Origin of the sequence: Arenimonas oryziterrae DSM 21050 = YC6267, from assembly GCF_000420545.1 — a bacterium.
In the GTDB taxonomy this organism is placed as follows: Bacteria; Pseudomonadota; Gammaproteobacteria; order Xanthomonadales; family Xanthomonadaceae; genus Arenimonas; species Arenimonas oryziterrae.
In genome coordinates this window covers 468,223-492,457 of sequence record NZ_ATVD01000001.1, presented here as the reverse complement: position 1 = coordinate 492,457, position 24,235 = coordinate 468,223, and the positions used below count along the sequence as shown (strand labels likewise).

Here is a 24,235-nt window from a genome sequence, read left to right as displayed (position 1 = left end):
GACGTTAATGAGGTATGGCATGGCACACGCCGGGCCGATTACCGAAGTGACCTTTTCTTACTAGTGCAATGGAGTTGAACATGAAGAAGAAGCTTCTGTGCTGCGCCCTTCTCGGTGCCATGAGCTTGGCCCAGTCCGCAATGGCTCAGACGTATGACGACCGCTGGTACATCACCGCGGGCGGTGGCGTGACCGGTTTCGACCGTGACCGCAATGTCACCGACGAAGTGTATGGCACCCTCGGCTTTGGCAAGTTCATCACCGAAAATTTCTCGATTGATGCCGAGCTGACCCACACGAATCCGGATTTCGTCAAGCGCGTTGACCGCAACTGGGAACTGATGAGCCTGTCGGCTGTCGGTCGCTACCACTTCGTCAACGAAGGCCGTGACTGGAACCCGTACATCGCCGCTGGTCTGGGCGCGCAGCGTCACCGCGACGGCGGTCTGAACCCGATCCTGGGCAGCCGCGTCGGTACGAACCTGCTCGGTATCCTGGGCGTGGGCATCCAGAAGAAGATCGGCGGCCTGTCGATCCGTGGTGAAGCCGGTGCGCGCTTCGACATGGACGATGGCGGCGCGGGTACCGACGACCATTACACCGATGCCTACGCTGGCATCGCCGCCCTGATCCCGCTGGGTGCCGCGGCTGCTCCGGTTGTTACCCCGGACGCTCCGCAGCAGACCTGCGCCGACATGGACGACGACGGCGACGGCGTGAACAACTGCAACGACAAGTGCCCGGGTTCCTCCGCTGGCCAGGCCATCGGCCCGGACGGCTGCCCGGTTCCGCTGACGATCGATCTGAAGGGCGTGAACTTCGACTTCGACAAGGACACCCTGCGTCCTGACGCCGTGGCGATCCTCGACGAGGCCGTGTCCATCCTCGCCAAGTACCCGCAGCTGCGCGTTGAAGTTGCCGGCCACACCGACTCCGTCGGCGCCGAGCAGTACAACCAGGGTCTGTCCGAGCGTCGCGCCCGCGTCGTGTACGACTACCTGACCGGTCACGGCATCGACTCCGGCCGTCTCGTGGGTCCGAATGGTTTCGGTGAACTGAAGCCGATCGACACCAACGACACCAAGGAAGGTCGCGCTCGCAACCGTCGCACCGAGCTGAACGTCCAGAACTAATCGGCGTTCATCTGCAGCAAACTCGAAGCCCGGCTCACGCCGGGCTTCGTTTTTTCCCGCTTCGGGTTGCCCTCCGATCGCCTCGGAGACTATTCTCGACGCATCACGGCACGGAGCACTTCATGAAAATTCACGCCATCGCCCTCGCGGCCTCGTCGCTGCTGCTCAGCGGCGCCAGCCTCGCTGCGAATTGCCGTCCTGCCGATCCGGCCATCGCCCGCGGCCTGAATGTCGCCGCGCCCGAGATGCGCTGGAGCGAGGTCGCTCCGACCTCCTGCCTGAGCGCACAGGACATCCTGACGCGCGCCCGTGCCGAAGCCGCCCGCGTAGTGCCGAGCACGCCTGCCGCGCGCAGCAACGCGCCTGCGGCCACCACCAATGCCGCCGGCTACGTGCCCAAGACCAAGGACGACAACACGCCCTGGCGCTTCGACATGAACCAGAACGGCAAGCGCATGACGGCCGAGGAATTCGATGCCTGGATGAAAGCCAAGGGCATCACCGTCGCCACCGGCAAGCCCACCGGGGCCGCCGCCGCGCCGCCGCCCGCGGAAACGCCACCGGCGGACGGCAAGAAGAAGAAATAAGGACGCGGCTCAGGCTTTCGCGAAGCGGTAGTGCGCCACCAGCCATTCGCGACCGCCGTCGTAGCCAAACAGCTCCGCACACGCCATCCAGAACATGCGCCAGCGCTGGTGCCAGCGCGCGGCTTCGTCGGCGCCGTAGGCGGCGGTCAGCACGGCCAGGACTTCTTCGCGATGCCGGTCCTGGTTGGCGAGCCAGTGGTTCGAGGTTTTTTCGTAGTGCGTGCCCGGCAACAGCCAGCGTTGCTCGATCGCCAGGTGCTGCTGGAAATGCAGCAGGGTGTCGGCCGACGGCATCAGCCCGCCGGTGAAGAAATACTTGCCCATCCAGTTGTCATCGCCCTGGGTCTCGAACGGATACATCAGGCTGCGATGGCAGAAGATGTGCACGAACAATTTCCCGCCCGGCTTGAGCCAGGACGCGATGCGCGTGAACAACGTGTCGTAGTTGCGCATGTGCTCGAACATCTCGATCGAGACGCAGCGATCGAACTGCCCGGCCACCAGTTCCAGGCGGTTGACGTCGCAGGTGACCACCGCGACGTTGTCGAAACCGCGTTCGCGGCAGACCGCTTCGATGTGCTCGCGCTGCGTGTTGGAATTGGACACGGCCGTGATGCGCGCATTCGGGTAACGCTCGGCCATCCATAGGGTCAGCGATCCCCAGCCACAGCCCAGCTCGAGAATGTGCTGGCCATCGGCGAGTTCGGCGCGTTCGCCGTAGAGGGCGAGCATCGCGTCTTCGGCCTGCTCCAGGGTTTCGTCGCCGCGTGCGTAGTAGCAGCTCGAATACTTCAGGCGCTTGCCCAGGCATAGCTGGAAAAACCGCGTCGGCACCTCGTAGTGCTGTTCGTTCGCGGCCGCCGTTTCGATGGCGATCGGACTATGGCGCAGTCCGCGCAGCAAATCGCGGAAACGACGATCGGCCTGGTCGAGGTCGAACGCGCCTTCCTCGCGCAGACGCTGCGTGCACAGACGGCGGATGCCGAGACGCGTGATCGGGTCGGGGATCAGGCCGCGTTCGCAAAGATCGATCAGGGACATGGAAACTCCGTGCGGGTCAGCCGCGCTTGGGCGGCCAGGGAAAGAAAGCGCTGACTTGCTGCTGGTATCGGCGATAGTCGTCGCCGCGCGTGCGCAGCGACTGGGCCTCGGTCCAGGGAATACCGCTGACGCGGTACAGGAAAGCGAACATCAGCACCGGCCCGACCAGGGCGAGCCAGACCGTCGGGCTGCCGATCGCGAGAAACAGGTAGCTGAACCAGTGCAGCCATTCGAAGAAATAGTTCGGATGCCGCGACCAGGACCACAGGCCAGCGCGACAGGACTTGCCGCGATTGCCCGGGTCGGCACGGAAGCGCGCGAGCTGATGATCGGCGAGGCTTTCGCCGCCGACCGACAGCAACCAGGTCGCGATCGCCGCGATCATCCAGATGTCGAAGCTGTTGTCGTGGCGGCTGGCGGCGGCGATAAAGGGCAGGGCGAACAAGGTCACGATCAGCGCCTGTGCCTGGAAGAACAGGAAGAACTTGCCGCGACTGCCGTTCCAGGCCGCGCGCAGGGCCTGGTAACGACCGTCCTCGGATTCGTGCAGCACGCGCTGCAGCAGATGCAGGCAAAGGCGCGTGCCCCAGAGGCTGCCGAACAGGGCGACGAGTCCACGCGGCACCTCGGCGCCTTCGCCGAACGCGCCGACCAGCAACGCCGCGACCGCCATGAGTCCCGCCCAGGCGACATCGACGTAGCCGACGTTGTTGACGCGCATCGAAACCGCCCAGATCGCGGCCATGCCCAGCGCCGAGACGCCCCAGATCAACAGCAACAGCGACAGCATGCTCACGCGGCATTTCCTTCGTGGTGCAGTCGGCTCGCGAGGTTCGCATCGAGCCGGAAAATCAGCGGGATCAACGCGCCCCAGGCCAGGGCCAAGGCGATCAGGACCCAGGCCACGGGCGCGCCGAAACTCACCGCATCAAACGCACCAGCGGCCGACCAGTAGGCCAGCGGTCCGCCGATCAGGCCCAAGGTCGCCGCCAGCCAGAAGCGTCCGCGCAGGAAGGCCATCGAATGATTCAGCGTCATCGCAAAGGCCGCCCACAAGGCCGCGATCCATAGCGGCGCGACGGTGATCCACGGCCAGGCCTCGGCATAGCGCAGCCAGCCCGACCACGCGAAGGCGCTGTCGAGCGCAATGCCCAGCGGCAGCGCGACCAGTAGCAGACGCAAGTCCGCGCGCCGTTGCCCGCCCGCAGCGAGCGTGGCGATGACGAAGATCGCGCAGGCCAGCGGTCCCAGCCAGGGCAGGCCGTTGCCGGCGCCGACCATGCAGCCGAACCAGACCAATTGGAATCCAATCACGTTCGCGGCCTTGCGCCACATGCTCATGTCCTGATCACAAACCTGGAAGGAACTGCTCGCGCCGGTTGCCCGAACGCGCGAGCAACAGATGCACATCGCTGATCGAGCGTTCGATGAAACCGCCCTCGCAATAGCAAAGATAGAATTCCCACAGACGCACGAAGCGCTCGTCGTAGCCCAGCTCGCGCACCTTCTCGAGATTGGCGAAGAACCGGCGACGCCAGTGATGCAGCGTCTGCGCATAGCTCGGACCGAAATCCTCGAGATTGATCAGGCGCAGCTGGCCTGCGCGGCCCGCGGCTTCCACCATCGCGCTCACGCTGGGAATGAAGCTGCCGGGGAACACATGGCGCTTGATGAAATCGACCGAATCCAGCGCCTGCTGGTAGCGGTGATCCTCGATCGTGATCGCCTGTACCAGGCCCAGGCCCTCGGGCTTGAGCAGGGAGGCGCACTTGTCGAAATACGTGTCCAGGTACTGGTGCCCGATCGCTTCGATCATTTCGATCGAGACCAGCTTGTCGTAGGTGCCGGTGAGATCGCGATAGTCCTCGAGCAGGACCGTCACCCGATCCGACAGGCCGGCGGCAGCGATACGCTCGCTGGCCAGCGCATGCTGTTCTTTCGAAATCGTGGTCGTGGTGACGCGGCAGCCGTATTGGCGCGCTGCGTGCAGGGCCATTCCGCCCCAGCCGGTGCCGATTTCGACGAGATGGTCCGACGGCTGCAATTCGAGCTTCTCGCAGATGCGGTCGAGCTTGCGACGCGACGCGACTTCGAGCGTGTCGTCGGCGCGAGTGAAGATCGCCGAGGAGTACATCATGTTCTCGTCGAGGAACAGGCGGAACAAGGGATTGCCCAGGTCGTAGTGCGCGGCAATGTTCTTGCGGCTGCCGCGGCGGGTATTGCGCCGGAACGCATGCAGCATGCGCATCGCCCAGCCGCCAAAACGCGCCATGCCCGATTCCAGGCGGTCGAGACGATCGCGGTTGCGAACCAGCAGGCGCACCAGGGCGACGAGGTCGTCGCAGCTCCACAGGCCGTCCATATACGACTCGCCGGCGCCGACGGAACCGTTGCTGGCGGCGGCGCGATAGAACCCGCCATCGTGAACCTGCAAGGTGGCGCGCACCGGATCGGGTCCCGTGGCCTGACCGACGACGGTCTCGCCAAGCGCGTCGACGATGCGCAGCTGGCCGCCGCGCAGTCCGGACAGGCCTTCAAGCAGGCGACGCCGCAGCAGGCGGGTCAGGCTGCCGTAGACGTCCTCGCTGCGGGTGGTGGCGCTCAGGGATTCGGCGGGACTGCTCATCAGGGGCTCCGGGCCGGTGGTACGGCGAGGGTTTTCGGGTGGGGTTGGAAAGGAATGCGCTTGAGCCACAAACGGGCGGCCTGCCAATAAATCCCCACCGCGACCTTAGCGGTAAGCCAGGGATAGCGCGTCAGGCATGAAGCCAGCGTGTGGGCGTTCAGTTCATGGCGATCGAGCACCAGGGTGGCATCGAATTCGCGATCCGCGCCCGCCAGGACGTCCATGTGCACGCGCAGATGCTCGCCGGGAATCTCGAACGCCCACTGGTACTGCCGCTGCATCGGCAGGAAGGGCGAGACATGGAAGCGCTTGTCGAACTGCCAGTGCAGGGTGCGTCCCAGCGCGGTCGCCTCGGCGACGGGCAGGACATAGGCGTGGCGTTCGCCCCAGGGCGTGTTGGTGATTTCAGCGAGCACCCATTCCAGGGTCTGTCCGTCGTCGGCGAAGCCGTAGTAGAAGCTCACCGGATTCATGGTCACGCCGAAATAGCGGCCATGGGTGAGCATGCGGATCGGGCCGGTCGGCCGTGTCCCCAGGTCCGCTTCGACACGATCGCGCACTGCCTGTCCGATCGGCAGGGCCGGATCGCCGAAACAGTCGCGGCGACGGATCTGAGCGAGGTTGCGACGATCCACCGACCAGAACCAGCGATGCTTGAACACGTCGTCAAGCTCGTCCAGATCCAGATACAACTGGAACAGCCGATAGCGGAAATCGTGCGGACGCGGCGAATAGCGGCGATGCCGAACCCAGCCTTCGTAGATCGCGCTCTTGAACGGGGCCGGCGTCACCAGTTCGCTCCGAGCGCGCGCGCGACATCGACGCCGCTGCGCAGGCCGTCTTCATGGAAGCCGAAACCCCAATACGCGCCGGCATACCACAGCCGATCGACACCATTGATCGCGTCGCGCCGGCCTTGTGCAGCGACACTGGCGTGCGTGTACACGGGATGGCGATAGCGCATGCGCGCCAGGATCTTGTCCGGTGCGATGTCGGCGCTGCGATTGAGCGTGACCACGAAAGGCTCGGGCGACGCCAGCGACTGCAGCAGGTTCATGCTGTAGCTCACCGTGCACTCGGCCCCGGGCTCGGCCGGCAGATAGGCGTTCCACGCCGCCCAGGCCTTGCGGCGGGTCGGCAGGAGACGAGCATCGGTATGCAGGACGGTATCGTTGTCCTGATACGGGATCGCGCCCAGCACGTCGACCTCGGCCGGCGTCGGTTCGGCCAGCAGGGCCAAGGCCTCGTCGCTGTGACAGGCGAACACCGCCTGATCGAAACGTTCCTCGCCCTGCGCCGTCGCGATCAACACGCCCTCGGGCGCGCGCCGGACTTGCCGCACCGCCGAGTCCAGGCGCACGTCCACGGCCCAGTCGCGTTCGAGCGCGCGGATGTAGCTCGACGAACCGCCGGTGACCACGCGCCATTCCGGGCGCTCGTCGACCTGCAGCATGTGGTGGTTGTCCATGAAACGGACGAGATACTTGGCCGGGAATTGCATGATCGTCGCCGAGGGCGAGGACCACAGCGCGGACGCCATCGGCACCAGATGCTTGTCGATGAACATCGCCGAGTAGCGATTGGCATGCAGGTAGTCGGCGAGGGTCGGGCCGTCGCCAGGCTCCTGCAGCAGCGCACCGCATTCGCGATAGAAACGCAGGATGTCGCGCACCATGCGGATGAAGGCCGGCGAGAGCAGGTTGCGCCGCTGGCAGAACATCGCATCGAGATTGGTCGCGTTGTATTCCAGTCCGCTGCGCGCGTCCTGTACGGAAAAGCCCATGGTCGTCGCCTGCGTGGCGACACCCAGCTCGGAGAACAGCCGGGTCAGCAGCGGATAGTTCAGGCGGTTGTGCACGATGAAGCCGGAGTCGATCGCGTACTCGCGCCCGGCCTGATGCACGGTGTGCGTGTGCGTATGGCCGCCGAGGCGCGATTGTTTTTCGAACAGCACGACCTCGTGCTCGCGCGACAGCAACCAGGCGGCGCCGAGGCCAGCGATGCCGCTGCCGATGATGGCGATCCGCATGTCAGGACGCCCGCAGTGCGGCCGCAGTGGGCTTGCGCAAGGCTGGCGGCACCGACTTCAGATCCCAGACCAGGCCGAACCAGGACAGGAAACGCAGGGCGTAGTAGGTCAGGTCGATTTCCCACCAGGTGAAGCCTTGGCGCGCCGAGCCGGGGAAGTGGTGATGGTTGTTGTGCCAGCCTTCGCCGAACGTCAGCAGGGCCAGCAGCCAGTTGTTGCGGCTGTCGTCGCGCGTGGCGAAACGGCGGCTGCCCCAGCGGTGCGCGAGCGAATTGATGGTGACCGTGATGTGAAACAACACGATCGTCGACACGAAAAAGCCCCAGACCAGCAACTGCGGACCGTTCGTGCCGAGCGCCGGCGCTTGCGACTGCAGCGTATCGCCGAGCCAGTAGAGCCCCACCGCCAGCAAAGCCGGCACCAGGATGTCGAAACGGTCGAGCAGTCGCAGTTCCGGGAACCGCGTGAGGTCCTTGATCGCGTCGTGGTTGGTGCCGAAGCCGCGCGGCGTCAGGAACCAGGTCATGTGGCTGCGCCAGAAGCCATGGCGCGGGGAATGGATGTCGTGTTCGGTATCGGCATGGCGATGGTGGTGGCGATGATGCGCCGCCCACCACAAGGGGCCGCGCTGCACGCTGGCGGCGCCGAGTACCGCGAACGCGAACTGCACCGGTCGCGAGGTGCGGAACGCCTTGTGCGAGAAATAGCGATGATAGAAGCCGGTGATCGCGAACATGCGCAGGGCGTACAGCGCGATGGCCACGGCGATGGCGAACCAGGACACGCCGACGACAAACACTGCCAGACAGGCCAGGTGTAGGCCGATGAAGGGAATGACGCGCAGCCAGTCGACGCGGTCGGCCTGCGTGGCATCGACGACGACGTCCTGGCCGGTATCGAACCAGCGCAGCAGGGCCACGCTTGCGCGACGCCAGACGGGGGAGGTGGCGGAAGAATCGGTCTCGCTCATGGGGGTAATGCTCTTCAGCGCGCGGTGATGGCAGGGTGAACCGGAACTAAATCTGCTTGGATCGATGTCCGGACGATCACGCTGTCTGCACATCGGGGAGGGCCATGCCGGCTTCGCGATTGCGACATCGCGACTCCGTGCATAGCCATCGGACATACGTTCGGCGATGCTATGCGGATGCAGAAAAAAAACTCCGACGCCGTCAGCCCCCGTCACGGCATCGCACGCGTGCTGTCGAAGCAGGGCTTGGCCTCGCGCACGCAAGCGGCCGGCTGGGTGCGCGAAGGCCGCGTGAGCGTCAACGGACGCGTGGTGCGCGATCCGGAATTTCCCGTGCGTCAGGGCGTCGACACGATTCGCGTCGCGGGCGAGACGGTCGCCGTCGTCGAACGTCGCGTGCTCATGCTCAACAAGCCGCGCGGTCTGGTCACGAGCGCGAAAGACGAGCAGGGACGCGATACGGTCTACCGCTGTTTCGACGGCGCCGGGCTGCCGTGGATCGCGCCCGTGGGGCGCCTGGACAAGGCCAGCGAAGGCCTGCTGCTGTTTTGCAACGATCCCGCGTGGGCGGCGACCATCACCGATCCCGAACGCGGACCCGACAAGACCTATCACGTGCAGGTCGATCGCATCCCCGATGCGGGCACGATCGCGGCCTTGCAGGTCGACGTCGACATCGACGGAGTCAGGATGTCGGCCAAGTCCGTGCGCCTGCTGCGCAGCGGCGAAAAGAACGCGTGGCTGGAGATCGTGCTCGACGAGGGCAGGAACCGGCAGATCCGCCGCCTGCTGGCGGCGTTCGATATTTCCGTGTTGCGCCTGATCCGCGTGGCGATCGGCCCGCTGGTGCTGGGCGACCTGGCCAAAGGCCAGTGGCGCGAACTCGGCGGCGAGGAAATCGCTGCGTTGTCCGTATCGCTCTAGTGACGAATCAGGAGATCACGCCGAGGTCCTTGCCGACCTTGGTGAAGGCCGCGATCGCACGATCGAGATGCTCGCGGGTATGCGCCGCGCTCATCTGCGTGCGGATGCGTGCCTGGCCCTTGGGCACGACCGGGAAGAAGAAGCCGATCGCGTAGATGCCTTCTTCGAGCAGGCCGGCAGCGAATTTCTGCGCCAGCGGTGCGTCGTACAGCATCACCGGCACGATCGGATGGATGCCGGGCTTGAGATCGAAGCCGGCGGCGGTCATGCGCTCGCGGAAGTAGCGGGTGTTGTCGGCGAGTTTCTCGCGCAGGTCGCCGGCATTGGCCAGCATGTCGAACACCTTGATGCCCGCGGCGACGACGTGCGGCGGCAGCGAGTTGGAAAACAGGTAGGGCCGCGAACGCTGGCGCAACAATTCGATGACCTCGCGTTTGCCGGTCGTGAAGCCGCCGAGCGCGCCGCCGAGTGCCTTGCCCAGGGTGCCGGTGAAGATGTCGATCTGGTCGAGCACGCCACGCGCCTCGGCCGAGCCGCGACCGGTCGCGCCGATGAAACCGGTCGCGTGACATTCGTCGATGTGCACGAGCGCGCCGTATTTCTTCGCCAGCGCGGTGACTTCGTCGAGCGGTGCGATGAAACCGTCCATCGAAAACACGCCGTCGCTGGTCACCAGGATGTCGCGCACGCCGTCGGCGCGGGCCTGCTTGAGCTGCGCTTCGAGGTCGGCCATGTCGCTGTTGGCGTAGCGGTAGCGCTTGGCCTTGCACAGGCGCACGCCGTCGATGATCGAGGCATGGTTGAGGGCGTCCGAGATGATGGCGTCCTGTTCGCCGAGCAATGGCTCGAACAATCCGCCGTTAGCATCGAAGCAGGCCGCATACAGGATGCTGTCTTCGGTGCCGAAGAACTCGGCGATCTTTCGCTCCAGTTGCTTGTGCAGGTCCTGGGTGCCGCAGATGAAGCGGACGCTGGCCATCCCGAATCCGTGGCTGTCGAGGGCGTCCTTGGCGGCCTGGATGATCTCGGGATTGTCGGCCAGGCCCAGGTAGTTGTTGGCGCAGAAGTTCAGGACCCGGCGGCCGTCTTCCAGCTCGATTTCCGCCGATTGCGCCGAGGTGATGACGCGTTCGGACTTGAACAGTCCCTGCTCGCGGATGCTCGCGAGTTCGCTGCGGAAACGGTCGCTGGTGGGGCTGCTCATGGCGTGGAAGCTCGGGAAGGCGGGGGAGGGGATTATCGGTCATGCCTTCCCCCCGGCCCAAGCGGGGCGGATCGGGGGCCAGGCATACCCCCGCGTATCGCAATTTATGGCAATTTTGTGTTAAAAATTCGGCAACCCGCCGGCTCGCGGGCGCAACATAGCGCGGTCTGGCCCGGTTTCGGGCCCGGCGATCCACGATAATGCCCCTGCTTTGCCGCTGCATATAACCATTAGGAGACAACCATGTCCTTGAAGAAATTGAACCTTGCCCTGACTCTGGCCCTGCTTGCGCTCCCGATGTCGGTGATGGCGCAGGAAGAAACCACGGAAGCCACGCAGGAAGAAGCGCCGTCCAGCGACGCCGCCGCAGACACCGCCACCGAATCCAACCTCACCTGGAACCTGGCGCTGACCAGCGACTACGTGTTCCGCGGCGTTTCCCAGACCAACAAAGACGGCGCCCTGCAGGGCGGCCTCGACTACGCGTTCGGCGACTCGGGCTTCTACGCCGGCGTCTGGGGCTCGAATGTCGACTTCGCCGACCGCGACGGCCCGGATATCGAAGTGGACGGTTACATCGGTTATGCGACCGACCTGAGCGACGACTGGAACCTCGATGTTTCCGTGACCCGCTACAGCTACTACGGCGCGCGCGACGTCTACGGCGACATCGACTACAACGAACTGATCGGCAAGCTCGCCTACAGCGAAATGCTGACCTTCACGCTCGGCTACACCAACGACTACGCCAACAGCGGCGAAGCCTCGACCTTCGTCGGCGTGGACGGCAGCTGGGATATCGGCAGCGGCTGGAAGTTCGACGCCGGCATCGGCCACACCAACACCGACAACACCGACAACTACACCAACTGGAACGTCGGCGTGAACCGCGACTTCGGCCCGGTCAATGCCGCGCTCGGCTACTACGACACCGACATCGACGATCCGCGCGTTTCCGACGCGTTCGTGCTGACGCTGTCGATCGGCGGCTGATCCACGCGATCCGGCAGGCGACTGCCAAAAGAAACGGGGCGCTTCGGCGCCCCGTTTTTTTTGCCCGACGTTCCGGTCCGCGCGCTTACGACCAGCTGCAGACGACCTTGCCGCAGTTGCCCGCATCCATGAGGTCGAAGCCCTTCTGGAAATCGTCGATGTGCACCTGGTGCGTCAGCACTTTCTGCAGCGGGAAGCCGGTCAGCACCATCTGCGTCATCTTGTACCAGGTCTCGTACATGCGGCGACCGTAGATGCCCTGCAGGGTCAGGCCCTTGAAGATCACCTTGTCCCAGTCGATGCCGGCGCCCTTGGGCAGGATGCCGAGTAGCGCGACCTTGCCGCCGTGGTACATGCAATCGAGCATGTCGTTGAACGCCGCCGGATTGCCGCTCATTTCCAGGCCGACGTCGAAGCCCTCCATGTGCAGGTCCTTCATGACGTCCTTGACCGACTGCTTGGCGACGTTCACCACGCGCGTCGCGCCCATGTCGGCGGCGAGCTTGAGACGGTAGTCATTGACGTCGGTGACCACGACGTTGCGCGCGCCGACGTGCTTGCAGATGCCCGCGGCGATGATGCCGATCGGGCCGGCGCCGGTGATCAGCACGTCCTCGCCGATCACGTCGAATTCCAGCGCGCAATGCGCGGCGTTGCCGTAAGGGTCGAAGAACGCGGCGAGCTCGGACGGAATCTGGTCCGGGATCGGCCACAGGTTGGACGCGGGCATGGTGATGAATTCGGCGAAGGCACCGTGGCGGGTGACACCGATGCCGACGGTGTTCGGGCACAGGTGCTGGCGTCCGGCGCGGCAGTTGCGGCAGTGACCGCAGACGATATGGCCTTCGGCCGAGACGCGGTCGCCGATCTGGTAACCGGTGACGCCCGTGCCGAGCTCGACGATGCGGCCGACGAATTCGTGACCGATGACCAGGCCCGGCTTGATCGTGCGCTGCGACCACTCGTCCCATTTGTAGATGTGCAGGTCGGTGCCGCAGATCGCGGTCTTCTCGAGCTTGATCAGCACCTCGTTCGGGCCGGGCGTCGGCACCGGCACCTGTTCCATCCAGATGCCTTTCTCGGGCTTGCGCTTGACCAGGGCTTTCATCATCGCGGCCATCGAATCGTTCCTTGCGAGGGAGTACGGAAAGACCGCGATTATACCGCCGGGCAGGACCCGGGGCCGGGTAGGGATCCGGGGCGGCCGGAACCGGGCCGCGGGCTCAGACCGGCGTGCACTCGAAATACATGCTCAGCGCCGTGTCGGGCAGGCGCAGGTCCAGGCCGCGCAGCTCGGGCCAGGCGCTCTGGTTGCAGGCGACGGCCGTCACGCGGAAACCCCGTGGCTCCAGCAGCGCGCGCAGCGTTTGCTCGTCATAGACGAAGCGGTGACCGCACTGGCGCATGCCCTCGTTGAGCACCTCGCCGAGCGTGCGCGTGCGCAGGGGGATGCCCACGCCTTCTTCCCACAAGGTCAGCAGCTCCGGCGCACCGCGCACGTACAGATCGACCAGTCGGCGCAGATCGGGCGTGAGCAGGCGCATCGCGCCGCCGGGCTTGAGGATGCGCCGGCATTCGGCGATGAAGTTTTCGCCCTCGACGAGGCTGAGCTGGTCGAGGAAATCCTCCGAATGCAGGAAATCGGCGACAGCATCGGGAAACGGCAGCGGACGCGTGGCGTCGGCGACGACGTCGGGTCGGCAATGCGGGTTGAGATCGACATGGATCCAGCCGGGCAAGACCACGCCGCCGCTTCCGAAACTGATCTTGATCATGGGCTGAGCGGGTCGGCGCGTCGGGGATCGCCGCATCTTGCCACAGGGTCCTCCGGGTCGACGTCCGGCATTTGCCCGTGGCGGCGCCTTGTGACTATCTTCGCGGCCTGTCCCGATGCCCAAGGATTCCCTGTGCGCCTTTGTCTTGTCCTGCTTGGCGGCCTGATCGCCGCGACCCCGGCCCTCGCCGACGAAGGCATGTGGATGCCGTCGCAGATGCCCGCACTCGCGGCGCAACTCAAGGCCGCCGGATACACTGGCCAGCCGGGCTCGTTGGCGAATCTGGCCGGGCCGCCGCTCAATGCCGTGGTCAAGGTCGGTGGCTCCACCGGTGCTTTCGTATCAGCCGACGGTCTGGTGCTCACCAATCACCATGTCGCCTACGGCGTCATCCAGTACAACTCCCGACCTGAGCGAAATCTGCTGCGCGAAGGCTTTGTCGCGCATGCACGCGCCGACGAGCTGCCGGCCAATCCCGACTATCGCGTCCTGGTCACGACCGGGTTCGATCGCGTCAGCGAACGCGTGCTCGCAGCGGCGAAAGGAAAAACCGGGCGTGCCTACTTCGATGCCGTCGACGCTGCGTCGAAGGCACTCGTCGCCGAGTGCGAGCGCGAACCCGGCATGCGCTGCTCGATCGCCAACATGTACTACGGCAGTGATTTCTATCTCATCCGCCAGTTGGAATTGCGCGACATCCGGCTGGTCTACGCGCCGCCTGAAGCGATCGGCCGCTACGGCGACGACATCGACAACTTCATGTGGCCGCGGCACAGCGGCGATTTCACCGTGCTGCGCGCCTATGTCGGCAAGGACGGCAAACCGGCGGCGTATTGGGCCGACAACGTGCCGTATCGCGCGCCCGCGCATCTGCAGATCGCGCGCGACGGCGTGAAGGCGGGCGACTTCGTCATGCTCGCCGGCTACCCCGGCACGACCTATCGTCATCGCATGGCCAGCGAGTTCGCCGAGCAGATCGGCTGGCGTCTGCCTGCGCAGGTCGATGCCTTGGGCCGCCTGATCGCCATCATCGAGGACGAAGGCGGCAAGGATCCGGCCGCCGCCGTGACCTATGCCAGCCAACTCGCGGGCCTGAAAAACAGCCGCAAGCGCTTTCAGGGTGAGCTTGAAGGCCTGGTGCGCAGCGACGGGATTGCCGCGCGAAAACAACAGGAGGACGCGATGCTGGCCTGGCTCGATCGCGCCGCCCTGCCGGCAGCTACGCGCGCCGACATCGATGCGGCGCAGGCCTTGCTGGCGCAGGCGAGTGCGACGCGCGAACGCGATCTGCTGATCGGACAGGTCAGCACGCAGACGCAGTTGCTGCGCCTGGCGATGGTCGTGCAGCGACTGGCGATCGAACGTGGCAAGCCGGACCAGGCGCGCGAGTCGGGGTACCAGCAGCGCGACGAGGCGCTGATCGAAGGCCAGCTCAAGCAGCTGCAGCGCCGCTATTCGCCGGTCGTCGAGCAGCGCCTGCTCGCCGACATCGTGCAACGCTATCAGCAGCTGCCTGCGGCACAGCACGTGCCCGAATTCGATGCCGCGTTCGGACGCACGCCCGAGGAGCTGCAGCAGATCCTGACGCGCGTCTATGGCAGCACGCGCTTCGGCGACGAAGCGGTGCGTCTGGCGAGCCTGAAGGCGGAGGCGCCTTCGCTGGCGGCGAGCGATGATGCGATGCTCCAGCTGGCTGCAAAGTTGTTGCCCGCCACCCTGCGCCTGGAAGACGAGCGCAAGCGCCGCGACGGCGAACTTCTGCGTCTGCGTCCGGCCTACATGGCCGCGCAAATTGCGTGGTATCGCAGCCAGGGCCGCAGCATCTATCCGGACGCAAACTCGACGCTGCGCCTGAGCTACGGCAAGGTCGCCGGGTTTTCGCCGCGCGACGGCGTGGACTACGCGCCGGTGACCACGGTCGCGGGCATCGTGCAAAAGCACACGGGCAAGGCGCCGTTCGATGCGCCGGCGCCGCTGCTTGCGGCGATCGCGCGCGGCGAATTCGGTCACACGGCCGACCCCGTGCTGAAAACGCAGACCGTCGACTTCCTCAGCAACCTCGACACCACCGGCGGCAACTCCGGCTCGCCGGTGCTCAATGCCCGCGGGCAACTGGTGGGGCTGAACTTCGACAGCAACTGGGAAGCCGTGAGCGCCAGCTGGAAATTCGACCCGCGCTACAAACGCGCCGTGCATGTGGACATGCGTTATCTGCGCTGGCTGATGGAAAAGGTGTATCCGGCGCCGGAGTTGTTGCAGGAAATGAATCTGTCGCCCTGATCGAACCATAGTTCAGGACGTAAAAAGGCCAGGAATTTCCTGGCCTTTTTCTGCGACGCATTCGTGCCGATCAAAGCTCGATACGGAACCCCACCGCGAAAATCCGCTCCTGCAGATACGCATGCGCGAACCGCTGTTGATACTGGATGAAGCCCGAGCGGCCCTTGGTAAAGGTGAACACGCTGCCGACGGCCACCTCGCCCCAGCCGCGGTCCGGATCCTCGGTGTCGAAGGTGATCGGATTGTTGACCGGGTCTTGCGCCAGACGCAGCGTGACCGAACGACGTTCGTTGCTGAATTCCTGGCGCCAGCCGACACGCAGCGACGGCTGCCAGACGCCCCAGTCGCGCGAAATCGTCCGCGAGATCGAGAAGTCCGCAAGCCCGCGGAACGTCTTGACCGCGCGACCGGGCACAACGAGCGCCAAGCCCACGCCGCCACCTTCGGTGTAGGGATCGATCTTGGTCTTGCTGCCGTCGACGCCGAAGGTCAGCGTGCGGTCCCAGCCGTTCTTCGACCAGTTGCCGGTCGTGGTGACGCCCTGGAAGGTGCGCGTGGCATCGGGATTGGCGAAGGCACTGCCGTCGACGGTCACCGAGCCGCTGCCGGTGGGCAGTACGTAGTGGATTGAACGCAGCAAGTCGTAGCGACCGCGCTGATAGCCGGCGTAACCGTCGAGGCTCCAGCTGCCGGCATACGGATGGCTGGCTGTGGCGATGAGTCCGGTGAAGCGCGTGTCGGCGCTGCCCTGGCTCAGGCTGAAGTCGAGATTCTCGCGCGTGTGATTGGCCGCGATGCCGAGCAGCCAACTCGGCGAGGCCTGCCAGTTGAGGCCGGCGGTGAAGGAACTGGTGTCGGCATCGAAAGCGGCTTCGTTCACGCCGCGGCGGCGTTTCACGCGGCCCACGTCGGCGGAGAAGAACAGCGACAGCTGAGGCGCGAGTTCGTCTTCGGCATTCAGGCTCAGGCCGCCGAATTGATTCTGGCCAAACGCGACCGTGACCGGATTGCCCGCCAGGTCGGCGAAGGTGCTGGTGTTGAGGCCGGTGAAATCGCGGCTCGCGATGCGGCCCTGGCCCGGGATCTCGTCCAGGCGCTGGCCGGTGGCGGCGATGTAGTCGGCCATGGGGTCGGTAGAGGCGGCGGTTTCGCCGCAGCGCACCAGCAGCAGGGTGCCGTTCTGCGCGGTCGCGCAGATGCGCTGCCAGCTCACCGCCAGGGCGTCCGCCGGCGGCAGGCCGCGCTGGGCCAGGGCAGGGGTCGAGAACAGGGCGGCGGTGGCCAGGGCGAGCGGGGTGAGCTTGCACATGCGGGGTACTCCGGTGGCTCGGGACAGTCTAGCCAACTTTTGGCACGGTCTTCACCTCCTCGCGTCCCTGATACTCGGCCGTTGCCTCCTTCCGCATCTTCGGAGATTCCCGCATGCGTCGCCTGGTTCTGAGCTCCTCCATCGCCCTGTCCCTGACCCTGTCTTTCGCCGCGCAAGCCAACGAGGGCATGTGGGTGCCGCAGCAATTGCCGGAGATCGCCGGACCGCTGAAACAGGCCGGCCTCAAACTCGATGCCAAACAGCTCGCCGATCTCACCGGTCAGCCGATGGGCGCGGTCGTGGCGATCAATGGTTGCACGGCCTCGTTCGTGTCGCCGCAGGGTCTGATCGCGACCAATCACCATTGCGCCTACGGTTCGATCCAGCTCAATTCCACGCCCGAACGCAATCTCATACGCGACGGTTTCAATGCCGCCCAGCTCGGCGACGAAGTCAGTGCCGGCCCGAATGCGCGCGTGTACGTCATGGACCAGATCACCGATGTCACCGCCCAGGTGCTGGCCGAAGTCGCGCCGACGCTGGACGGACTGGCGCGCCAGAAGGCGATTGAAACCGCGCAGAAAGCCCTGGTCGCCGCCTGCGAAGCCGAGCCCGGTTATCGCTGCACCGTGTACAGCTTCTTCGGCGGTCTGCAGTACCGCCTGTTCCGCCAGATCGAACTCAAGGACGTGCGCCTGGTGTATGCGCCGCCAGCGAGCATCGGCAACTACGGCGGCGAAGTCGACAACTGGATGTGGCCGCGCCACACCGGCGATTTCAGCCTGATCCGCGCGTACGTGGGCAAGGACGGCAAGCCGGCGGCGTTCTCCGCCGACAACGTGCCCTACCAGCCCAAGCACTTCCTGCCGTTCACGCATACGCCGCTGCGCCCGGGCGATTTCGTCATGGTTGCCGGCTTCCCGGGCAGCACCAATCGCTACGCCCTGGCGGATGAATTCGACAACACCGCCGGCTGGTCGTACCCGACCGTCGGCGCGCATCTCAAGCACGTGCGCGATCTCGTGCATGCGGCAGGCGAGAAGAATCCCGATATCGCCATCAAGTACGCCAGCACGGTCAAGAGCTGGGAAAACGTGCTCAAGAACTACGACGGCCAGCTCGCCGGCTTTGCGCGCGTGAATGCCGCAGCCAGCAAGCGCAAGGAAGAGAACGCGCTGCTCGCCTGGTTGGCCACGCGTGGCGATGCGGGCAAGCCTGCGCTCGAAGCGCACGACAAGATCGTCGCGCTGATCGCGCAGACGCGTTCGACGCGCGAGCGCGATCTCGTCGTCGGCCAGATCGTCGGTCTGGGCACGCTCGGTTCGGCGCGCAGCCTGTACCGCCTGTCGATCGAAAAGGCCAAACCCAATGCCGAGCGTTCGCCCGGCTATCAGGACCGCGATCTGCCGCGCATCGAGGGCGGTCTGAAGGAATTGCAGCAGCGCTATCACCCGGATATGGAAAAGCAGCTGATGACCTACTGGCTGAGCCAGTACATCCAGCTGCCGGCCTCGCAGCGCATAGCCGCCGTCGACACCTGGCTGGGCGGCAACGATGCCGCCGCCGTGACGCGCGCCGTCGACACGCTGTATGCCGGTTCGCAGATGGGCGATGTCGGCAAGCGTCTGGAATGGTTCAAGGCCGACAAGGCCGCGTTCGAGGCGAGCACCGATCCGATGATCCGCTTGGCGGTTGCGCTGACACCGACGCTGATGAAGCTTGAGGACGAGGGCAAGGCGCGCACCGGCGAGAACCTGCGCTACCGCCCGGTCTATCTCGCGGCTGTACAGGACTACAAGCGCAGCAAGGGCGAAGGCGTGTATCCGGATGCGAATTCCAGCCTGCGCATCACCTACGGCAACGTGACCGGCTACGGCGCCAAGGGCAGCGCGACGTTCGAACCGTTCACCACGGCCGAAGGCATGGCCGCGAAGGCGACGGGGCAGGATCCGTTCAATGCACCGCAGGCGATCCTCGACGCGGTCTCGGCCAAGCGCTACGGCAGCCATGCCGACGCCAAGCTGGGTACGCTGCCGGTGAATTTCCTGTCCAACCTCGACATCACCGGCGGCAATTCCGGCTCGCCGGTCATGAACGCGCGCGGCGAGCTGGTCGGCTTGGCTTTCGACGGCAACTGGGAAAGCGTGAGCTCGAACTGGGTGTTCGATGGCACCTACAACCGCATGATCTCGGTCGACAGCCGCTACATCACCTGGATCATGGAACAGGTGTATCCGGCGCCGCGCCTGCTCAAGGAAATCGGCATGTAGGAGCCAGCTCGCTGGCGACCGACACCGGGACAACACCAGATGAAGGCCGGGGAAACCCGGCCTTCTCTTTTGGCAAATACGTGGCCGCGACAGACGTGATTCAATGTCCGGACAGCCAGGGAGAACGCCCATGCTCGTCCGATTCCACGGTGCCGCCGGCGAAGTGACCGGCTCCTGTCACGAGGTCGAAGCCAACGGCCATCGCCTGCTGCTCGACTGCGGCATGATCCAGGGCAGCGAGGCCGACGAAGCGCGCAATGCCGAGCCCTTCGCTTTCGAAGCCGGCAAGATCGACGCGGTCGTGCTCAGCCATGCGCATATCGATCACTGCGGGCGCTTGCCTCTGCTGGTGCGGCGCGGGTTCCGCGGGCGGATCCACACGCAGGCGGCGACCGCCGATCTGCTCAAGGTCATGCTCGAGGATGCGGCTTCACTCGCGGAGATGGACGCCGAACGCGACAACCGTCACCGCAGCGAGGGACGCAGCGATCACCAGCCCCTGTTCACGCGCGAGGACGTCGCCCGCGTGATGAAACAGGTGCAAGGTCATCCCTACGACGTGCCCTTGGAAATCCTGCCCGGCGTGACCCTGGTGCTGCGTGATGCCGGGCATATCCTGGGCTCGGCCAGCGTAGAGATTCGCGCCGATGAGGCCAGCGGTACGCGTCGGCTGGTGTTCTCCGGCGACCTGGGTCCGAACGGCACGCCGATCCTGCGCGACCCGACACCGGTGCCGCAGGCCGATCTTCTGCTCATGGAATCGACTTATGGCGGCCGCACGCATCGCGATCGCGCCGACACCATCGTGGAGCTCGGCGAGATATTCGCCAAGGCCAAACGCGACGGCGGCAATGTACTGATCCCGGCTTTCGCGGTCGGCCGCAGCCAGGAACTGCTGTATTGGTTCGCACGTCACTACGACGATTGGGGTCTGGCGGCGTGGCAGATTTTTCTCGACAGTCCGATGGCGGCGAAAGTCACCGAGGTCTACGACCGCCACGAAGAACTGTTCGACGAGGACGCGCGCCGCGTCTGGCGCGACAAGCCCAATCCTTTCCGCCTGCCCAACTTGCATTTCACCGCCGACGTTTCCGCCTCGCAGGCGATCAATCGCGTGCAATCCGGCGCGATCATCATCGCCGGTTCGGGCATGTGCAACGGCGGACGCATCCGGCATCACCTGCGCCACGGGCTGCCCAATCCCCGCAACCACGTCGTTTTTGTCGGTTACCAGGCGCAGGGGACGCTGGGCCGCCGTCTCGTTGACGGAGCGGAGCGCGTGCGCATCTTCGGCGAAGAGGTTCTGGTGCGCGCGCAGCGGCATACGGTTGGCGGCCTGTCGGCGCATACCGACCAGAACGGGCTCATCGCCTGGGCCACGCATATCGGCGGTCGTCCGCCAATCGTGCTCGTGCATGGCGAAGACGACGCGCGCGATGCGCTGGCGCTGAGGTTGCGGCAGAAGACCGGTGCGGAAGTGCTGCTGGCGCGGCCGGAAATGCAGCGAAAAGTCTGAGTAACGCCCGCAAAGAAAAACGCCGCCTTCCCTTGCGGAAAGACGGCGTTCGTCGGCGCCCGGGTCAGGGCGCGAAGTGCGGGTCGGAAATCTTCATCTCGGTGACCGGGCCGTATTTCTTTGCGGTTTCGCGCAGTTTCGACGCATCGCCGATGATCACGATCGCCAGATCCTTCGTGTCCGGATACACGGTGATGCCCTTGGCGAACTGCTCGGGCGTCACGGCGCGGATGCGCTCGCCGTAGGCGTCGACATCGCTGCGATCCAGGCCGTAGAACGCCAGCTCGGCCAGTTTGTCAGCGAGATCGGGGCCGGTTTCGAGATCGGGCGGGAACTGCCCGAGCACGTAGTTCTTGGCCGATTCGCGCATGTCCGCGGCGATGCCGTCCTTGTGCAGGCGGTCGAGCGTGGCGAGCGCGAGATCGATCGCCTGACCGGTCGCTTCGGTGCGCGTGAACGAGGTGATCTGCGCCGTGCCCGGTTTGTCGAAGCGCGCCAGGCCGGAACTCGCGCCATAGCTCAGGCCCGACTTGATGCGCAGCTCGGTATTGATCATCGACGTGAAGCGGCCACCGAACACCGTGTTCACCAGCGTCTGCGCGGGCAGCTCCGGATCGCGGCGGTCGACGCCGACATTGCCCAGCCAGAAATAGCTCTGCGTTGCGCCCGGCTTGTCGACCAGCAGCACGCGCCGTCCGGTTTCCTTGGCCTTCACCGGCACGGTCGGCAGCTCGCCCTGCGCCTTACCCCAGCCGCCAAACGCGGCCTGCAAACGCTGCTTCATGTCGGCGGTCTGGAAATCGCCGACGACGGCGATGATCAGGCGATCGCCACCGAGCCGCGTGCGGTACGCCTGCAGGTCGGCGAGCGTGACCGTCGCCAGGCTCGTCTCGTCGCCATCGGCCGGTCGGCCGTAGGGATGGCCGCGGAACAGCCAGGCGCGGCCGTAGGGACCGACCAGCTGGCGCGGATCGCTGTCCTTGGCGGCGGCGATCGACTGGATCGCGCGTTCGCGCACCTTGGCGAATTCGCCGGCATCCATCGCCGGACGCAGCAGGGCGTCGGCGCTCAGGTCGATCATCAGCTGCGCATCGCGCGACAGGAACTCGGCCGAGAGATCCAGCGATTCCAGATCGCTGCCAACGTTGAGCTTGCCGCCCGCGGCATCGATCGCCTCGGCGAACTGCGCGGCATTGCGCTTGCCCGCGCCTTTTTTCAGCAGCTCCGCGAGCAAGGCGGCACTGCCTTCCTTGCCCGCAGGATCGGCGAGTGCGCCGCCGCGCAGGCGCACGTCGAGCGCGATCAACGGCACGTCGTGTTTTTCCATCAGCAGCAGTTGCGCGCCATTGGCGAGCGTGACCTGCTCATAGGCGGGCAGGGCGACGCCATCGGCGAGCGCGAGCATCGGCGATGCCGCGAGAACGGTCGCGAGAAACAAACGATAGGGAGTGGTCATGAAGTCGTGTCCTTACGGGGCCGGCGACTGCGCGACCGTTCCCACGGTGCGGTTGTCGCGGCGGAAGATCTTGGCGGCGAGCCGCTGGAGGTCGGCCGGGGTGACGCGGTCGTAGGACGCGGGCGCGTCGAACAACTTGCGATAGTCGCCGGAGAACACTTCATACGTCCCCATCGCCTGCGCCTTGCCGGAGATGGTTGCCATCGAACGCCAGAACGCGGCGAGCTTCTGCGTACGCGCCTTGTCGAGTTCGGCCTGGGTCACGCCGTTCTTTGCGATGTTCGCGAGCGCGGCGTCGAGCGCCGCTTCGGTCTTGGCCAGATCGCCGCCGGGCGGCAGCACTGCGTAGAAATAGACCAGGCCGGGATCAAAGCCAGCGCTGGTCTGGCTGCCGATGTCGACGGCGAGCTGCTGATGTTCGACCAGGTCCTGGTACAGACGCGAGGAATCGCCGCTGGCGAGGATCGACATCAGCAACTGCAGGGCCGGGGCATCGGCGTCGCCGCCGCTGAGCGCGTGATGGGCGAACACCAGCACCGGCGTCTGCGCCGGACGCTTGAGGTCGACGCGACGCTCGCCGAGCTGCTCGGGTTCCTTGGTCGTGACCGCGACCGGTGCGGGCTGCGCGGGGATCTTGCCGATATGTTTTTCCGCGAGCGCGAAGATCTCGTCGGGATTTACGTCGCCGACCACGAACATGACTGCATTGTTGGGCGCGTAGTAGGTGCGGTAGTAATCCTTGAGATCGCCGAGCTTCCAGCCCTCGATGTCGGACGGCCAGCCGATGGTCGGAATCTGGTAGGGATGGGCGACGAATGCGGTCGCGTCGATCTGTTCGATCAGCGCGCCGAGGTTGTCGTTATCCACCGACGAACGACGCTCGGAATAGACCACGCCGCGCTCGCTCTCGACGACCTTCGGGTCGAAGCTGAGGTTGGCCATGCGGTCGCCTTCGAGATCGAAGATGATTTCCTGCGCGCTGCGCGGGAACCAGTCCTGATACACGGTGACGTCGTTGCTGGTGTAGGCGTTGTTGGCGCCGCCGTTGGCTTCCATGACGCGGTCGAATTCGCCGGGTTTGCGCGTGCTCGTGCCGTTGAACATCATGTGTTCGAAGAAATGCGAGATGCCGGTGATGCCCGCGTGCTCGTTGCGGCTGCCGACGCGGTACCAGTTGTACAGCGCGACATTGGGAATGTCGTGGTCGGGCCAGACCACGATCTTCAGGCCGTTGGCGAGGGTTTTGACGACCACCTGGTCGACGCCGGGAACAGTGACCGGTTTGGCGGCGGCCGGAACAGGCTGTGCCAGTGCCGGCGCCGCGAACGCGGCGGCCAGCACCAGGGGAAGAATCATCGGACGCATGGATGCGGAACTCCGTGGGTTCTGAAACGGGGGGAAGGGAAACACGTCAAAGTCCGGTGAGGTGGCCGCGCACGCCGAGGGCCTGCACGCCGATGTTGAACACCGACGAATACACGATGATTTTCTGCGCGACGACCTGTGCGCCCAGGCCGGCAGCGGTTTCCAGCGTCGGGCCCATGAACAGCATCAGCACGTAGCCGGCCAGCACCATCAGATAGAGCACATTGAGCGCGATGTAGCGGCGCGGCCAGCGGTTCTGTGCCTGCAACACGATCAGCGACACCACGTAGACCAGCAGCAGCGAAAACGCGGCATGTACGAAGTTCATGTGCGCCGACAGCAGGTGATCCCAGGGTGTGGCCGCGATGCCGATGAAGCACACGCCGCTGACCACGAGACTGGCCTGGGACAGCTGGCCGGCGCCGCGCGCATGCCGCCGGCGCGCGTAGACGGCGCGCCAGGCGTTGCCGAAGCGCATCAGGGCCAGGCCGTTGACGGTGGCGGCGACGACGAACAACGCCATCGACCAGAAGTTGCGGTGGCCGGCGTAGGTGTGGGTCGCGCCGAGGTCGCTGAAGAAGTTGCCGAAGAAAAGGTAGTGGTCGCTGGCGAGGTCGAATTTCGCGCCGCCCGGATACACCCACATGGCCAGCAAGGTCAGCACGACGAATTGCACCGATGCAAAGAGCATCAGGCCCGAGCTGTTGCTGATCTGTCTGCGCAATGCTCCCGCCATAGAACGGATTCCGGCTTGGGG

21 protein-coding genes are annotated in these 24,235 nt (G+C 65.4%); 7 read left to right on the top strand and 14 right to left on the bottom strand.

The features are described from left to right. The first annotated feature begins 80 nt into the window (after nucleotides 1–80). Together G467_RS0102440 and G467_RS17260 are read left to right on the top strand one after the other, a co-directional pair. Nucleotides 81–1,133, top strand: coding sequence for an OmpA family protein (locus tag G467_RS0102440; protein ID WP_022968142.1), 1,053 nt, complete (start codon nucleotides 81–83; stop codon nucleotides 1,131–1,133). Between the two features lie 122 nt (nucleotides 1,134–1,255). Next, nucleotides 1,256–1,720, top strand: a complete 465-nt coding sequence (locus tag G467_RS17260) for a hypothetical protein (RefSeq protein ID WP_022968141.1) — start codon at nucleotides 1,256–1,258, stop codon at nucleotides 1,718–1,720. 9 nt (nucleotides 1,721–1,729) lie between these two features. Here G467_RS17260 and G467_RS0102430 read toward each other — a convergent pair whose 3' ends face one another. From G467_RS0102430 to G467_RS0102400, 7 genes are read right to left on the bottom strand one after another with little or no spacing between them, the layout of a single operon-like run. After that, the gene (locus G467_RS0102430) at nucleotides 1,730–2,761 is read right to left on the bottom strand and encodes an SAM-dependent methyltransferase (protein WP_022968140.1); all 1,032 of its coding nucleotides are present in this window, start codon (nucleotides 2,759–2,761) and stop codon (nucleotides 1,730–1,732) included. Between the two features lie 16 nt (nucleotides 2,762–2,777). Further along, on the bottom strand, nucleotides 2,778–3,551 hold the full coding sequence (locus G467_RS0102425) for a DUF1295 domain-containing protein (RefSeq protein ID WP_026802293.1): 774 nt from the start codon (nucleotides 3,549–3,551) through the stop codon (nucleotides 2,778–2,780). Between the two features lie 2 nt (nucleotides 3,552–3,553). Next, a complete protein-coding gene (locus G467_RS15085) occupies nucleotides 3,554–4,102 on the bottom strand; it encodes a DUF2878 domain-containing protein (RefSeq protein WP_022968138.1) in 549 nt (182 codons plus the stop codon). 7 nt (nucleotides 4,103–4,109) lie between these two features. Further along, complete coding sequence (locus G467_RS0102415; RefSeq protein WP_022968137.1) at nucleotides 4,110–5,387, bottom strand: SAM-dependent methyltransferase; 1,278 nt, start codon at nucleotides 5,385–5,387, stop codon at nucleotides 4,110–4,112. Continuing rightward, nucleotides 5,387–6,178, bottom strand: coding sequence for a DUF1365 domain-containing protein (locus G467_RS0102410; protein ID WP_022968136.1), 792 nt, complete (start codon nucleotides 6,176–6,178; stop codon nucleotides 5,387–5,389). Before G467_RS0102410 ends, G467_RS0102415 begins: the two co-directional genes overlap by 1 nt. Continuing rightward, entirely contained in the window at nucleotides 6,175–7,416 is a 1,242-nt protein-coding gene (locus G467_RS0102405) for an NAD(P)/FAD-dependent oxidoreductase (protein ID WP_022968135.1), read from the bottom strand. The genes G467_RS0102410 and G467_RS0102405 overlap by 4 nt, the downstream gene beginning before the upstream one ends. 1 nt (nucleotide 7,417) lies before the next feature. After that, nucleotides 7,418–8,386 carry an acyl-CoA desaturase gene (locus G467_RS0102400; RefSeq protein WP_022968134.1) on the bottom strand — a complete coding sequence of 323 codons (969 nt, stop codon included), beginning with the start codon at nucleotides 8,384–8,386 and terminating at the stop codon, nucleotides 7,418–7,420. A 171-nt stretch (nucleotides 8,387–8,557) separates the two neighbouring features. Here G467_RS0102400 and G467_RS0102395 point away from each other — a divergent pair, with 171 nt between their 5' ends. Further along, the gene (locus tag G467_RS0102395; protein ID WP_051130366.1) at nucleotides 8,558–9,310 is read left to right on the top strand and encodes a pseudouridine synthase; all 753 of its coding nucleotides are present in this window, start codon (nucleotides 8,558–8,560) and stop codon (nucleotides 9,308–9,310) included. Nucleotides 9,311–9,317: 7 nt separating this feature from the next. Here the strand turns inward: G467_RS0102395 and kbl are convergent, their stop codons facing one another. Next, nucleotides 9,318–10,514 (bottom strand): glycine C-acetyltransferase, encoded by a 1,197-nt coding sequence (gene kbl, locus G467_RS0102390; RefSeq protein WP_022968132.1) that lies wholly within the window; start codon nucleotides 10,512–10,514, stop codon nucleotides 9,318–9,320. Between the two features lie 243 nt (nucleotides 10,515–10,757). Between kbl and G467_RS15080 the strand changes: the two genes are divergently transcribed. Further along, on the top strand, nucleotides 10,758–11,507 hold the full coding sequence (locus G467_RS15080) for a TorF family putative porin (protein ID WP_022968130.1): 750 nt from the start codon (nucleotides 10,758–10,760) through the stop codon (nucleotides 11,505–11,507). An 85-nt stretch (nucleotides 11,508–11,592) separates the two neighbouring features. Here the strand turns inward: G467_RS15080 and tdh are convergent, their stop codons facing one another. Both tdh and G467_RS0102370 read right to left on the bottom strand, forming a co-directional pair. Then, entirely contained in the window at nucleotides 11,593–12,627 is a 1,035-nt protein-coding gene (tdh, locus tag G467_RS0102375; protein WP_022968129.1) for an L-threonine 3-dehydrogenase, read from the bottom strand. A 103-nt stretch (nucleotides 12,628–12,730) separates the two neighbouring features. Beyond that, nucleotides 12,731–13,282, bottom strand: coding sequence for a class I SAM-dependent methyltransferase (locus tag G467_RS0102370; protein WP_022968128.1), 552 nt, complete (start codon nucleotides 13,280–13,282; stop codon nucleotides 12,731–12,733). Nucleotides 13,283–13,480: 198 nt separating this feature from the next. On the opposite strand from G467_RS0102370, the gene G467_RS0102365 reads away from it, so the two are divergent. Next, a complete protein-coding gene (locus G467_RS0102365; RefSeq protein WP_081644567.1) occupies nucleotides 13,481–15,562 on the top strand; it encodes a S46 family peptidase in 2,082 nt (693 codons plus the stop codon). A 70-nt stretch (nucleotides 15,563–15,632) separates the two neighbouring features. On the opposite strand, the gene G467_RS0102360 is transcribed toward G467_RS0102365, so the two are convergent. Beyond that, nucleotides 15,633–16,871, bottom strand: a complete 1,239-nt coding sequence (locus tag G467_RS0102360; RefSeq protein WP_022968126.1) for an autotransporter outer membrane beta-barrel domain-containing protein — start codon at nucleotides 16,869–16,871, stop codon at nucleotides 15,633–15,635. A 188-nt stretch (nucleotides 16,872–17,059) separates the two neighbouring features. Here G467_RS0102360 and G467_RS0102355 point away from each other — a divergent pair, with 188 nt between their 5' ends. Then, a complete protein-coding gene (locus G467_RS0102355; protein ID WP_026802288.1) occupies nucleotides 17,060–19,141 on the top strand; it encodes a S46 family peptidase in 2,082 nt (693 codons plus the stop codon). 130 nt (nucleotides 19,142–19,271) lie between these two features. Further along, nucleotides 19,272–20,657 carry an MBL fold metallo-hydrolase RNA specificity domain-containing protein gene (locus G467_RS0102350; RefSeq protein ID WP_022968124.1) on the top strand — a complete coding sequence of 462 codons (1,386 nt, stop codon included), beginning with the start codon at nucleotides 19,272–19,274 and terminating at the stop codon, nucleotides 20,655–20,657. 64 nt (nucleotides 20,658–20,721) lie between these two features. On the opposite strand, the gene G467_RS0102345 is transcribed toward G467_RS0102350, so the two are convergent. From G467_RS0102345 to G467_RS0102335, 3 genes are read right to left on the bottom strand one after another with little or no spacing between them, the layout of a single operon-like run. Continuing rightward, nucleotides 20,722–22,113: a M16 family metallopeptidase gene (locus G467_RS0102345; RefSeq protein WP_026802287.1), complete on the bottom strand. Its 1,392-nt coding sequence runs from the start codon at nucleotides 22,111–22,113 to the stop codon at nucleotides 20,722–20,724. A 12-nt stretch (nucleotides 22,114–22,125) separates the two neighbouring features. Continuing rightward, a complete protein-coding gene (locus G467_RS0102340) occupies nucleotides 22,126–23,478 on the bottom strand; it encodes a M16 family metallopeptidase (RefSeq protein ID WP_022968123.1) in 1,353 nt (450 codons plus the stop codon). Nucleotides 23,479–23,524: 46 nt separating this feature from the next. Beyond that, complete coding sequence (locus G467_RS0102335) at nucleotides 23,525–24,214, bottom strand: hypothetical protein (protein ID WP_022968122.1); 690 nt, start codon at nucleotides 24,212–24,214, stop codon at nucleotides 23,525–23,527. Between the last annotated feature and the right edge of the window lie 21 nt (nucleotides 24,215–24,235).

Excerpts from the sequence above, each read along its gene's own strand:
- G467_RS0102370 (WP_022968128.1), bottom strand. The coding sequence starts at position 13,282 with ATGATCAAGATCAGTTTCGGAAGCGGCGGCGTGGTCTTGCCCGGCTGG.
- G467_RS15080 (WP_022968130.1), top strand. The coding sequence starts at position 10,758 with ATGTCCTTGAAGAAATTGAACCTTGCCCTGACTCTGGCCCTGCTTGCG.
- G467_RS0102415 (WP_022968137.1), bottom strand. The coding sequence starts at position 5,387 with ATGAGCAGTCCCGCCGAATCCCTGAGCGCCACCACCCGCAGCGAGGAC.
- G467_RS0102405 (WP_022968135.1), bottom strand. The coding sequence starts at position 7,416 with ATGCGGATCGCCATCATCGGCAGCGGCATCGCTGGCCTCGGCGCCGCC.
- tdh (WP_022968129.1), bottom strand. The coding sequence starts at position 12,627 with ATGGCCGCGATGATGAAAGCCCTGGTCAAGCGCAAGCCCGAGAAAGGC.
- G467_RS0102350 (WP_022968124.1), top strand. The coding sequence starts at position 19,272 with ATGCTCGTCCGATTCCACGGTGCCGCCGGCGAAGTGACCGGCTCCTGT.
- G467_RS0102440 (WP_022968142.1), top strand. The coding sequence starts at position 81 with ATGAAGAAGAAGCTTCTGTGCTGCGCCCTTCTCGGTGCCATGAGCTTG.
- G467_RS0102425 (WP_026802293.1), bottom strand. The coding sequence starts at position 3,551 with ATGCTGTCGCTGTTGCTGTTGATCTGGGGCGTCTCGGCGCTGGGCATG.
- G467_RS17260 (WP_022968141.1), top strand. The coding sequence starts at position 1,256 with ATGAAAATTCACGCCATCGCCCTCGCGGCCTCGTCGCTGCTGCTCAGC.
- G467_RS0102345 (WP_026802287.1), bottom strand. The coding sequence starts at position 22,113 with ATGACCACTCCCTATCGTTTGTTTCTCGCGACCGTTCTCGCGGCATCG.
- G467_RS0102360 (WP_022968126.1), bottom strand. The coding sequence starts at position 16,871 with ATGTGCAAGCTCACCCCGCTCGCCCTGGCCACCGCCGCCCTGTTCTCG.
- G467_RS0102400 (WP_022968134.1), bottom strand. The coding sequence starts at position 8,386 with ATGAGCGAGACCGATTCTTCCGCCACCTCCCCCGTCTGGCGTCGCGCA.
- G467_RS0102335 (WP_022968122.1), bottom strand. The coding sequence starts at position 24,214 with ATGGCGGGAGCATTGCGCAGACAGATCAGCAACAGCTCGGGCCTGATG.
- G467_RS0102395 (WP_051130366.1), top strand. The coding sequence starts at position 8,558 with ATGCGGATGCAGAAAAAAAACTCCGACGCCGTCAGCCCCCGTCACGGC.
- G467_RS0102365 (WP_081644567.1), top strand. The coding sequence starts at position 13,481 with ATGTGGATGCCGTCGCAGATGCCCGCACTCGCGGCGCAACTCAAGGCC.
- G467_RS0102355 (WP_026802288.1), top strand. The coding sequence starts at position 17,060 with ATGTGGGTGCCGCAGCAATTGCCGGAGATCGCCGGACCGCTGAAACAG.
- G467_RS15085 (WP_022968138.1), bottom strand. The coding sequence starts at position 4,102 with ATGAGCATGTGGCGCAAGGCCGCGAACGTGATTGGATTCCAATTGGTC.
- G467_RS0102340 (WP_022968123.1), bottom strand. The coding sequence starts at position 23,478 with ATGCGTCCGATGATTCTTCCCCTGGTGCTGGCCGCCGCGTTCGCGGCG.
- G467_RS0102430 (WP_022968140.1), bottom strand. The coding sequence starts at position 2,761 with ATGTCCCTGATCGATCTTTGCGAACGCGGCCTGATCCCCGACCCGATC.
- kbl (WP_022968132.1), bottom strand. The coding sequence starts at position 10,514 with ATGAGCAGCCCCACCAGCGACCGTTTCCGCAGCGAACTCGCGAGCATC.